This is a genomic window from Escherichia sp. AM3 (genome assembly GCF_032029835.1).
Classification (GTDB): domain Bacteria; phylum Pseudomonadota; class Gammaproteobacteria; order Enterobacterales; family Enterobacteriaceae; genus Escherichia; species Escherichia coli.
Genome location: NZ_JAVUPQ010000097.1, coordinates 1 through 10,225 on the forward strand (window position 1 = coordinate 1; position 10,225 = coordinate 10,225).

Below are 10,225 nucleotides of genomic sequence, written 5' to 3' on the forward strand. Positions count from 1 at the left end.
GAGCGGTAGTTCAGTCGGTTAGAATACCTGCCTGTCACGCAGGGGGTCGCGGGTTCGAGTCCCGTCCGTTCCGCCACTTATTAAGAAGCCTCGAGTTAACGCTCGAGGTTTTTTTTCGTCTGTATATCTATTATTGCCAGAATCGCAAAAATCCTCTGCATTTTACGCTCTTTTTCCTCAACAGTCTGAAGCCCATAATCACCTCAGTTAACGAAAATAGCATTAAAAGAGGCATATTATGGCTATCCCTGCATTTGGTTTAGGTACTTTCCGTCTGAAAGACGACGTTGTTATTTTATCTGTGAAAACGGCGCTTGAACTTGGTTATCGCGCAATTGATACTGCACAAATCTATGATAACGAAGCCGCAGTAGGTCAGGCGATTGCAGAAAGTGGCGTGCCACGTCATGAACTCTACATCACCACTAAAATCTGGATTGAAAATCTCAGCAAAGACAAATTGATCCCGAGTCTGAAAGAGAGCCTGCAAAAATTGCGTACTGATTATGTTGATCTGACTCTAATCCACTGGCCGTCACCAAACGATGAAGTCTCTGTTGAAGAGTTTATGCAGGCGCTGCTGGAAGCCAAAAAAGAAGGGTTGACGCGTGAGATCGGTATTTCCAACTTCACGATCCCATTGATGGAAAAGGCGATTGCTGCTGTTGGCGCTGAAAACATCGCTACTAACCAGATTGAACTCTCTCCTTATCTGCAAAACCGTAAAGTGGTTGCCTGGGCTAAACAGCACGGCATCCATATTACTTCCTATATGACGCTGGCGTATGGTAAGGCCCTGAAAGATGAGGTTATTGCTCGTATCGCAGCTAAACACAATGCGACTCCGGCACAAGTGATTCTGGCGTGGGCTATGGGGGAAGGTTACTCAGTAATTCCTTCTTCTACTAAACGTAAAAACCTGGAAAGTAATCTTAAGGCACAAAATTTACAGCTTGATGCCGAAGATAAAAAAGCGATCGCCGCACTGGATTGCAACGACCGCCTGGTTAGCCCGGAAGGTCTGGCTCCTGAATGGGATTAAGCCTCTCTGACAGCTCCTCCGGGAGCTGTTTTTACATGCTCGCTAAGGAAATCGATAAAAGCCCGGATGCGCGTACTTACCGCACGGTCGCTGTAATAGACGGCACTGAATGGCATTTCCACTGGCAACACTTTATCTGCCATTAACTCCACCAATTCTCCGCGAGCGATTTCTTTGTCGATCATGTAGTCGGACAAACACGCAATCCCGTTGCCACTCAGGCAAAGCTGTTTCAGTGTTTCCCCACTATTGGATGACAAACCGTACTTCACCTCATGTAATTGTCCATCACTACAGGCTATCGGCCAGGTATTGAGGGAAGTGGGTTCAGTGAATCCCAGGCAAACATGTTGCTTTAAATCGTCGATCGTTTCTGGCTTCCCGTAGCGGGAAATATAATCGGGGGAGGCGATAATTTTTCGATAACTGTTAAATAACGGCCTGGCACGTAAGCTGGAATCCGTTAACGTACCAGCGCGTATCGCGACATCCACTTTTCTTTCGATCAAATTAATAATCGTTTCGGAGGAGACTAGCGACAAAGTGACTTCCGGATAGCGTTCACGGAAAGGCTTAATTAACGGCATCAGAAAGTGCAGCACCACTGGAGTTGCGGCATCGATCCGTAACAGTCCACGCGGTGTATTACGCGTCTCCATAATTTCTGATTCTGCCGCAGCCATCTCCTGCAAAATTGACTGTACGCGACGAAAATAACGCTCGCCTTCTTCCGTCAGGCTAAGTTGTCGCGTGGTCCGATTAAGCAGGCTAACGCCAAGTTTCATCTCCAGCTTTTTCACCGCCCGGCTTACCGCTGAGTTTGCTTGCCCTAATTGTTCCGCTGCCCGGCTAAAGCTGCCGCTTTCGACGACCGAAACAAAAATGGCGAGTTCTTCCGACGTGGCTTTCATTTTTGCTCCTGTTGCAAAATAGAAGAGATATTTTGAATTTATTTGTCATTAAACCATCAGGATGCGTGATATGTCATGCGATTTAATGTTCTCCATAATGAGCAAAATTCTGACCGGTGTAAGCACTTGCTTACATAACAATATACAATTGCTCGTTGAAAGAGTGAGCTAAAATCCCTATAACAGTAGAACCCTCCCGAGTGCGGAAGGGTTGACGTAATAGAGGTTTCAAAGTCAAAAGTGCGAAAAAACACCTATGCCATGCGCTATGTTGCCGGACAACCTGCGGAAAGGATCTTACCGCCGGGGTCTTTTGCGAGCATCGGCCAGGCATTACCACCTGGGGAACCGTTAAGTACCGAAGAGCGTATTCGGATCCTGGTGTGGAACATATACAAACAGCAACGCGCTGAATGGTTGTCGGTATTAAAGAACTACGGCAAAGATGCACATCTGGTGTTATTGCAGGAAGCGCAGACAACGCCAGAGTTAGTACAGTTTGCGACCGCTAACTATCTTGCCGCCGATCAGGTACCCGCTTTCGTGCTGCCACAACATCCTTCTGGCGTAATGACCCTTTCGGCGGCACATCCAGTGTATTGCTGCCCGTTACGTGAACGAGAACCCATTTTGCGTCTGGCGAAGTCGGCACTGGTGACGGTCTATCCATTACCTGACACCCGCCTGTTGATGGTGGTTAATATACACGCCGTCAACTTCAGTCTGGGCGTGGATGTCTATAGTAAGCAGTTACTTCCTATTGGTGATCAGATAGCTCACCACAGCGGCCCGGTCATTATGGCGGGAGATTTCAATGCCTGGAGCCGTAGAAGGATGAACGCGTTATATCGCTTTGCGCGGGAAATGTCGCTGCGCCAGGTGCGTTTTACCGATGATCAGCGCCGTCGGGCGTTTGGTCGCCCGCTCGATTTTGTTTTCTACCGTGGTCTGAACGTCAGTGAAGCTTCTGTACTGGTTACGCGCGCTTCCGATCACAATCCGCTACTCGTTGAATTCAGTCCCGGCAAGCCTGATAAATAAGGTATGTCAGGTCTGCCACAGGGCAGACCAACGTTTGTCGCTGCGCAAAACGTGAGCACGGTGGTGGCGTATGACTTATCTGCCCACATGCTGGATGTCGTGGCACAAGCTGCCGAAGTCCGGCAACTGAAAAATATCACCACCCGCCAGGGTTATGCCGAAAGTCTGCCATTTGCCGATAACGCATTTGATATTGTTATCAGCCGTTATTCTGCCCATCACTGGCATGATGTTGGTGCAGCACTGCGTGAAGTGAACCGGATATTGAAACCTGGCGGTAGGCTGATTGTGATGGACGTAATGTCTCCGGGCCACCCAGTGCGCGACATCTGGTTACAGACGGTAGAAGCATTACGCGATACCTCTCACGTACGAAACTACGCCAGCGGTGAGTGGTTGACGTTAATCAATGAAGCCAATCTGATAGTTGATAATTTAATTACAGATAAGTTACCGCTGGAATTTTCTTCATGGGTCGTGAGAATGCGTACGCCAGAAGCGTTAGTAGACGCTATTCGCATTTACCAACAGAGCGCATCGACAGAGGTGAGAACGTATTTTTCCTTGCAGACTGATGGCTCTTTCACCAGTGATATCATCATGGTAGAAGCACATAAAGCGGCATAAATAAAAAAGGCACCGGGGGAATCGGTGCCTTTTTATTATCTGGTTTGTCAGGAATCTGGCATGTTGTTGTTTTTCACAAACAACGTCAGCTTGTCGCCTGGTTGCAGATTCGCAGTGTCGCTGTTCCAGCGCATCACATCTTTGATGTTCACGCCGTGGCGTTTAGCAATGCTTGAAAGCGAATCGCCTTTGCGCACACGATACGTAATGCTATCGCTGTTGTTTGCCAACCGCTGTGCGCTACTGCCTGCACCAATCGTCAAACTTTGGCCTGGCTTCAGCTTAGATCCGCGCAGTTTGTTCCACTGCTGCAAATCTTTGGTGCTTACGCCGAGACGTGAAGCGATGCTTGAAAGCGTGTCGCCAGAGCGTACGGTGTAAACACGGCTGTTAAGCGGCGTATTGTCGGCAACCAGCGTCGACTGTACAGCAGCAATTTCGCCTGAAGCGAGAGATTCACGCAGTTGATCTGCATGCTTCTTTGGCACCATCACGTACTGCGGCCCACTTGCGCCCAGCGTGGAGCCTTTCACGCCAGCGTTGAATGTCTTCAGCTTGCTGACGGAAATCCCCGCCATATCTGCAACCTTCGCCATTTCAACCGGGCTACTCAGGTGCACACGCGCCAGAGCACGGCTTTCATCGGTCGTTGGCAGACGTACGCCATAACGCTTGCTGTTTTTGAGAATATCACTCAATGCCAGCATTTTAGGCACGTACTGCTTCGTTTCCTGCGGCAACGGTAACGACCAGAAGTCCGTGGATTTCCCACGCGCTTTGTTCGTTTTAATTGCCTTCATGACCCGACCTTCGCCGCTGTTATAAGCCGCTACGGTCAGAAGCCAGTCGCCGTCAAACATTTTGTTCAGACGCTGCATCATATTCAGCGCGGCAGTTGTTGAAGCAACAACATCGCGACGCGCGTCATAATTGCGGGTCTGTTTCAAACCATAATTGCGCCCCGTGCTCGGAATGATCTGCCAGATGCCTGCGGCATTGGCGCCAGACGTTGCGTGAGGATCAAAAGCGCTCTCCACTATGGGTAGTAGTACCAGTTCCATAGGCATGTTACGTTTTTTAACTTGCCCTGCTATCCAGTACATATACGGCTCTGCCCGTAAAGTTACATCGTGGAGATAGCTCTTATTGCGTAAATATTTCTGTTTCTGTTCGCGAATCCGGTCATTTTCCGGAATTCCCATCTTTAGCTCGTCGCCAATGAAAGCCCACAAGTCACCATCTGGCGCGATAGACGTCCCATCGTCCATCCATCGTGCCTGACTTGTAAACTTTGCTGCTTCCCCTTGACCAGCTGCAGAAAGGCTCTGTGCGTGCTGTTGAACGTTGCCGGTACTCTGGCAACCCACGAGCAGGACAGAGGCGAGTAATATCGCTTTTGCCTTCATGTGTGTGTCAATAGTTGCTTAAAAGACGACCGATCATAACGGCGAACGGAGCCGATGACAAGAAAGTTTTATCAGAACCTATCTTTCTTTGACCTTAACCATGCAAAACGCTCTTCAGGTTGTTGCAATAATGTTTCTTCATTAATTACATTAATTAAATCAATATCTTCCGTTCTTAAAAAAACATTAATTTGCCGCTCATTTTTCAGAATTACGGGTAGTGTTATTTGATTTTTTGCCCGTAACTCCTTAACTTTACGATAATAATCATTTATGGACAAATCGTGCGGAAGAATACTCAAAGCAAACTTCATATTTGATAAGGTATATTCATGAGCACAACATACCAATGTATCGTCAGGTAACACACTTAACTTTTTAAGTGATTGATACATTTGTGATGCTGTCCCTTCAAACAACCGACCACACCCACCAGAAAACAGTGTGTCGCCGCAAAATAGATAAGGTTTACTGAAGTAACAGATATGTCCTAAAGTGTGACCCGGCGTAGCAATTACACTAAATTCATGCCCCAAAACGAAGGCAGTTTCGCCATCTTTGACTACCTGTGTTGTTCCCTTATCTTGTGTCTCTTGTGGACCATACACCACAATTTGTGGAAACTTTTCCACCAGTTCTTTTACGCCGCCAACGTGATCGTGGTGATGGTGGGTGAGAAATATGGCCTCCGGTTGCCAGTTATTGGCGGCAATGGCGTTTAATACTGGCTCTGCGTCTCCGGGATCGACAATCAGGCAGCGACCTGCTTCATCATTCAAAACCCAGATGTAATTGTCATCAAAGGCGGGAATACTGTTAAGATTCATAGATTACCTCTTAGTGTGAAACGGAAGGTTGTGATGAAACCGGCAAGAGTCCCTCAAACTGTCGTGGCTCCTGATCGCTGGGGCGATTTGCCCTGGGGAGAGCTTTATCGCAAGGCGCTGGAGCGCCAGCTCAACCCGTGGTTCACTAAAATGTATGGTTTTCATCTGCTTAAGATTGGCAATTTAAGCGCAGAAATCAATTGCGAAGCGTGCGCGGTTTCTCATCAAGTGAATGTTTCTGCGCAAGGAATGCCCGTCCAGGTGCAGGCGGATCCACTTCATCTTCCTTTTGCCGATAAATCCGTTGATGTTTGTCTACTGGCACATACATTGCCGTGGTGCACCGATCCGCATCGTTTATTGCGTGAAACCGATCGGGTATTGATTGATGATGGCTGGCTGGTGATTAGTGGCTTCAATCCCATTAGTTTAATGGGATTACGCAAACTTGTGCCGGTATTGCGAAAAACCTCGCCCTATAACAGCCGGATGTTTACTCTGATGCGGCAACTGGACTGGCTCTCTTTGTTGAATTTTGAAGTGCTGCACGCCAGCCGTTTCCACGTTCTCCCGTGGAACAAACACGGAGGAAAACTATTGAATGCGCATATTCCTGCGCTTGGTTGCTTACAACTTATTGTTGCCCGGAAACGGACTATTCCTTTAACGCTAAACCCGATGAAACAGAGTAAAAACAAGCCACGAATTCGCCAGGCGGTTGGAGCCACCCGGCAATGTCGTAAACCACAAGCTTAAACTTCGACTTGGTAGCCCGTATCTTCCAGTGTGGGATTCATCGCCGCGGCACGAGCCAGTTCATCACAGCGTTCGTTTTCCGGGTGTCCGGCATGGCCTTTAACCCATTCCCATTTGATTTGATGTTGCCCTAGGGCAGCATCAAGACGTTGCCAGAGATCGACATTTTTTACTGGTTTTTTGTCTGCGGTTTTCCAGCCACGTTTTTTCCAGTTATGGATCCACTGGGTGATACCCTGGCGGACATACTGGCTGTCGGTACTCAAAATGACTTCGCAATGTTCTTTTAACGCCTCCAGCGCGACAATAGCGGCCATCAACTCCATACGGTTGTTGGTGGTGCGGGTGTAGCCTGCGCTAAAGGTTTTCTCGCGTCCGCGATAGCGTAAAATAGCGCCGTAACCCCCAGGTCCTGGATTGCCCAGACACGAACCATCGGTGAAAATTTCTACCTGTTTAAGCATCTCTGGTAGACTTCCTGTAATTGAATCGAACTGTAAAACGATAAGTCTGACATAAATGACCGCTATGAGCACTGCAATTACACGCCAGATCGTTCTCGATACCGAAACCACCGGTATGAACCAGATTGGTGCGCACTATGAAGGCCACAAGATCATTGAGATTGGTGCCGTTGAAGTGGTGAACCGTCGCCTGACGGGCAATAACTTCCATGTTTATCTCAAACCCGATCGGCTGGTGGATCCGGAAGCCTTTGGCGTACATGGTATTGCCGATGAATTTTTGCTCGATAAGCCCACGTTTGCCGAAGTAGCCGATGAGTTCATGGACTATATCCGCGGCGCGGAGTTGGTGATCCATAACGCAGCGTTCGATATCGGCTTTATGGACTACGAGTTTTCGTTGCTTAAGCGCGATATTCCGAAGACCAATACCTTCTGTAAGGTCACCGATAGCCTTGCGGTGGCGAGGAAAATGTTTCCTGGTAAGCGCAACAGCCTCGATGCGTTATGTGCCCGCTACGAAATAGATAACAGTAAACGAACGCTACACGGGGCATTACTCGATGCCCAGATCCTTGCGGAAGTTTATCTGGCGATGACCGGTGGTCAAACGTCGATGGCTTTTGCGATGGAAGGAGAGACACAACAGCAACAAGGTGAAGCAACAATTCAGCGCATTGTACGTCAGGCAAGTAAGTTACGCGTTGTTTTTGCGACAGATGACGAGCTTGCAGCACATGAAGCCCGTCTTGATCTGGTGCAGAAGAAGGGCGGAAGCTGCCTCTGGCGGGCATAAATACCTGTAAAAGGCGCTAAAAATAGCGACTTGGGCGATTTTTGCAGCAAACGATTCAAAAGATGAGAAAAACCGTTGACGAAGGTCGAGGCAATCCGTAATATTCGCCTCGTTCCCAACGGAACACAACGCGGAGCGGTAGTTCAGTCGGTTAGAATACCTGCCTGTCACGCAGGGGGTCGCGGGTTCGAGTCCCGTCCGTTCCGCCAAATTCACTCATGAAAATGAGTTCAGAGAACCGCAAGATTTTTAATTTTGCGGTTTTTTTGCATTTAAATCCCGCTATTTCTTCGGTCTATGGTTTTGTTATGCTGTAAATGTGTTAATCACATATGGTAGACCATATCATTAATATTTAATCATACTATCGAATCATTCAATTTAAATATATTTGAATGTTATGATTTTCATTTTTCTATTGATTTAATGAATTTATATATACTGTTATTTTTGTTTGTTCTTATTCAAGTGGAGTATATAATTAAAAATCGTTAGCTAAACATTACCATGATTATGACAGGCGAGGGAGTGTCCGATTATGAATTTAAGAAGGGTTTGTTGTATATGTGTATTATTCTCGCTGCTTGCAGGATGTGCCTCTGAATCTTCTATTGATGAAAAGAAGAAAAAAGCTCAAGTCACACAAAGTAATATTAATAAAAACACTCCCCAGCAACTGACAGACAAAGATTTATTCGGTAATGAAACCACTCTGGCCGTATCCGAAGAGGATATTCAAGCTGCGCTTGATGGAGATGAGTTCCGCGTTCCCCTTAATTCTCCTGTAATACTTGTTCAATCCGGCAACCGCGCACCGGAAACCATTATGCAGGAGGAGATGCGAAAATATTATACTGTTTCCACATTCTCTGGTATCCCGGACAGGCAAAAGCCTCTGACTTGTAACAAAAACAAAGATAAAAATGAGAACGAGGATGTTGCCAGTGCTGAGAATATGAACTGGATGCAGGCACTGCGTTTTGTGGCTGCAAAAGGACATCAGAAAGCGATTATTGTTTACCAGGATATGTTGCAGACAGGAAAATATGACTCTGCGCTGAAATCAACAGTATGGTCCGACTATAAAAATGACAAACTCACTGACGCTATCTCCCTGCGCTACCTGGTACGTTTCACGCTGGTGGATGTGGCAACAGGTGAGTGGGCTACCTGGTCGCCGGTGAATTATGAATATAAAGTGCTTCCACCATTGCCCGACAAGAATGAAGCCAGTACGACTGATATGACAGAGCAGCAAATCATGCAACTTAAGCAAAAGACCTATAAAGCGATGGTAAAAGATTTGGTTAACCGCTATCAATAATAAATTATATCTGCCGCCAGGAATTTCTGGCGGCAATAATACAAAATTCTTTGCATAAGAAATTTTTCTTGACAAAGACAGTGCAAGAAAGGACATGGAATCCGGAGTTAAAAACTGTTTGTTTTAGAATATTTAATTATTTAACTGCTGAATCTTCCTTGCGAGAAATATATCCATTATTACATTTCATGCCATTTTTAATATAGATTGCTCCTGGGAAAATTCCCGTATTATTACCGCAGGGGTGATAATTAGTATTGACATATCCTGTGACAAAAGGAGCTATTAAAGGTGCTATTACGATAGCTATTAGTAAAAATATAAGAGTTAGCTGTATTGTTATGTCTGTGGCGAAATTGACTACCTTCGTTTTTTTGATTAAGAATGATTTTATTATCGTAAGTAAAATTACATGAATATTTAAAAAGGAAAACGACATGAAACCGAAGCACAGAATCAACATTCTCCAATCATAAAATATTTCCGTGGAGCATTTTATTATTGAATATAGAGGTTTAACTCCGGTAAAAAACAAAGAAGCATTGAATGCAGGGAAAAATAATATGGCCATAAAAAACATCGAAAGAAACTCTTTTAATTTAACATGTAAACGCATGGTTAATCCTCATATCACGGGTGGAGTGTTAAGAACATACATAAATGGAGTCATGTTTTCCCTTTTCCATTTATCAAGTTCCTGTTGCCGTTTTAGTCCATCTCTAATTGCATATTTTAATTTTTCTGATAAATGGCATTGAGCATCGATTTCATTTAAAACAACTGTACACACTATCCCTGTCAGTAAAATTGCTCCTCCGACAAGAATTACTGGAAAGCCAAAGCTAACACAGGCAAAAGAAGCCAGACTTCCAATAGCGGTTGCAACACCACCGGCTATAACTGCTTTGGCCACATCCATTGAAAAATCGCCAAGAAAATTAACCAGATCTCGCTCTGGGTGATGCTGCCAACTTACTGATTTAGTGTATGATGGTGTTTTTGAGGTGCTCCAGTGGCTTCTGTTTCTATCA

Annotated in this window: 11 protein-coding genes, 1 tRNA gene and 1 pseudogene; 7 read left to right on the forward strand and 6 right to left on the reverse strand. The window is 46.0% G+C overall.

The annotated features are described in order from the left end of the window. The first annotated feature begins 238 nt into the window (after positions 1 to 238). Positions 239 to 1,042, forward strand: a complete 804-nt coding sequence (dkgB, locus tag RTW80_RS21370) for a 2,5-didehydrogluconate reductase DkgB (RefSeq protein WP_032247948.1) — start codon at positions 239 to 241, stop codon at positions 1,040 to 1,042. On the opposite strand, the gene yafC is transcribed toward dkgB, so the two are convergent. Beyond that, entirely contained in the window at positions 1,039 to 1,953 is a 915-nt protein-coding gene (yafC, locus tag RTW80_RS21375; RefSeq protein ID WP_032247947.1) for a DNA-binding transcriptional regulator YafC, read from the reverse strand. The two genes, dkgB and yafC, sit on opposite strands and share 4 nt — an antisense overlap. A gap of 240 nt (positions 1,954 to 2,193) precedes the next feature. On the opposite strand from yafC, the gene RTW80_RS21380 reads away from it, so the two are divergent. Together RTW80_RS21380 and RTW80_RS21385 are read left to right on the forward strand one after the other, a co-directional pair. After that, positions 2,194 to 2,994 carry an endonuclease/exonuclease/phosphatase family protein gene (locus RTW80_RS21380; RefSeq protein WP_001230983.1) on the forward strand — a complete coding sequence of 267 codons (801 nt, stop codon included), beginning with the start codon at positions 2,194 to 2,196 and terminating at the stop codon, positions 2,992 to 2,994. 3 nt (positions 2,995 to 2,997) lie between these two features. Further along, entirely contained in the window at positions 2,998 to 3,621 is a 624-nt protein-coding gene (locus RTW80_RS21385; protein WP_000016012.1) for a class I SAM-dependent methyltransferase, read from the forward strand. Positions 3,622 to 3,668: 47 nt separating this feature from the next. Here RTW80_RS21385 and mltD read toward each other — a convergent pair whose 3' ends face one another. Both mltD and gloB read right to left on the reverse strand, forming a co-directional pair. Then, positions 3,669 to 5,027, reverse strand: a complete 1,359-nt coding sequence (gene mltD / locus RTW80_RS21390) for a murein transglycosylase D (protein ID WP_000644685.1) — start codon at positions 5,025 to 5,027, stop codon at positions 3,669 to 3,671. A gap of 71 nt (positions 5,028 to 5,098) precedes the next feature. Next, positions 5,099 to 5,854 (reverse strand): hydroxyacylglutathione hydrolase, encoded by a 756-nt coding sequence (gloB, locus tag RTW80_RS21395; RefSeq protein ID WP_001052717.1) that lies wholly within the window; start codon positions 5,852 to 5,854, stop codon positions 5,099 to 5,101. A gap of 33 nt (positions 5,855 to 5,887) precedes the next feature. Between gloB and RTW80_RS21400 the strand changes: the two genes are divergently transcribed. Further along, on the forward strand, positions 5,888 to 6,610 hold the full coding sequence (locus RTW80_RS21400) for a class I SAM-dependent methyltransferase (protein WP_001297210.1): 723 nt from the start codon (positions 5,888 to 5,890) through the stop codon (positions 6,608 to 6,610). On the opposite strand, the gene rnhA is transcribed toward RTW80_RS21400, so the two are convergent. Beyond that, positions 6,607 to 7,074, reverse strand: coding sequence for a ribonuclease HI (gene rnhA, locus RTW80_RS21405; RefSeq protein ID WP_000917883.1), 468 nt, complete (start codon positions 7,072 to 7,074; stop codon positions 6,607 to 6,609). The genes RTW80_RS21400 and rnhA overlap by 4 nt on opposite strands. Before the next feature lie 64 nt (positions 7,075 to 7,138). Here rnhA and dnaQ point away from each other — a divergent pair, with 64 nt between their 5' ends. The 3 genes from dnaQ (at position 7,139) to RTW80_RS21420 (ending at position 9,194) form a co-directional block, all read left to right on the forward strand. Continuing rightward, positions 7,139 to 7,870 carry a DNA polymerase III subunit epsilon gene (gene dnaQ / locus RTW80_RS21410; protein ID WP_001300756.1) on the forward strand — a complete coding sequence of 244 codons (732 nt, stop codon included), beginning with the start codon at positions 7,139 to 7,141 and terminating at the stop codon, positions 7,868 to 7,870. A 132-nt stretch (positions 7,871 to 8,002) separates the two neighbouring features. After that, positions 8,003 to 8,079 (forward strand) — tRNA-Asp (locus RTW80_RS21415). A gap of 329 nt (positions 8,080 to 8,408) precedes the next feature. Continuing rightward, a complete protein-coding gene (locus RTW80_RS21420) occupies positions 8,409 to 9,194 on the forward strand; it encodes a hypothetical protein (RefSeq protein ID WP_001053630.1) in 786 nt (261 codons plus the stop codon). Positions 9,195 to 9,330: 136 nt separating this feature from the next. On the opposite strand, the gene ykfM is transcribed toward RTW80_RS21420, so the two are convergent. Both ykfM and RTW80_RS21430 read right to left on the reverse strand, forming a co-directional pair. Beyond that, entirely contained in the window at positions 9,331 to 9,810 is a 480-nt protein-coding gene (ykfM, locus tag RTW80_RS21425; protein WP_001236645.1) for a protein YkfM, read from the reverse strand. Between the two features lie 9 nt (positions 9,811 to 9,819). Then, positions 9,820 to 10,225, reverse strand: a pseudogene (locus RTW80_RS21430) (hypothetical protein); the annotation flags it as partial.

What these genes read in the sequence shown, in the direction of transcription:
- rnhA (WP_000917883.1), bottom strand. Translation starts at nt 7,074, where the DNA reads ATGCTTAAACAGGTAGAAATTTTCACCGATGGTTCGTGTCTGGGCAAT.
- ykfM (WP_001236645.1), bottom strand. Translation starts at nt 9,810, where the DNA reads ATGCGTTTACATGTTAAATTAAAAGAGTTTCTTTCGATGTTTTTTATG.
- yafC (WP_032247947.1), bottom strand. Translation starts at nt 1,953, where the DNA reads ATGAAAGCCACGTCGGAAGAACTCGCCATTTTTGTTTCGGTCGTCGAA.
- RTW80_RS21400 (WP_001297210.1), top strand. Translation starts at nt 5,888, where the DNA reads ATGAAACCGGCAAGAGTCCCTCAAACTGTCGTGGCTCCTGATCGCTGG.
- gloB (WP_001052717.1), bottom strand. Translation starts at nt 5,854, where the DNA reads ATGAATCTTAACAGTATTCCCGCCTTTGATGACAATTACATCTGGGTT.
- RTW80_RS21385 (WP_000016012.1), top strand. Translation starts at nt 2,998, where the DNA reads ATGTCAGGTCTGCCACAGGGCAGACCAACGTTTGTCGCTGCGCAAAAC.
- RTW80_RS21420 (WP_001053630.1), top strand. Translation starts at nt 8,409, where the DNA reads ATGAATTTAAGAAGGGTTTGTTGTATATGTGTATTATTCTCGCTGCTT.
- mltD (WP_000644685.1), bottom strand. Translation starts at nt 5,027, where the DNA reads ATGAAGGCAAAAGCGATATTACTCGCCTCTGTCCTGCTCGTGGGTTGC.
- dnaQ (WP_001300756.1), top strand. Translation starts at nt 7,139, where the DNA reads ATGAGCACTGCAATTACACGCCAGATCGTTCTCGATACCGAAACCACC.
- dkgB (WP_032247948.1), top strand. Translation starts at nt 239, where the DNA reads ATGGCTATCCCTGCATTTGGTTTAGGTACTTTCCGTCTGAAAGACGAC.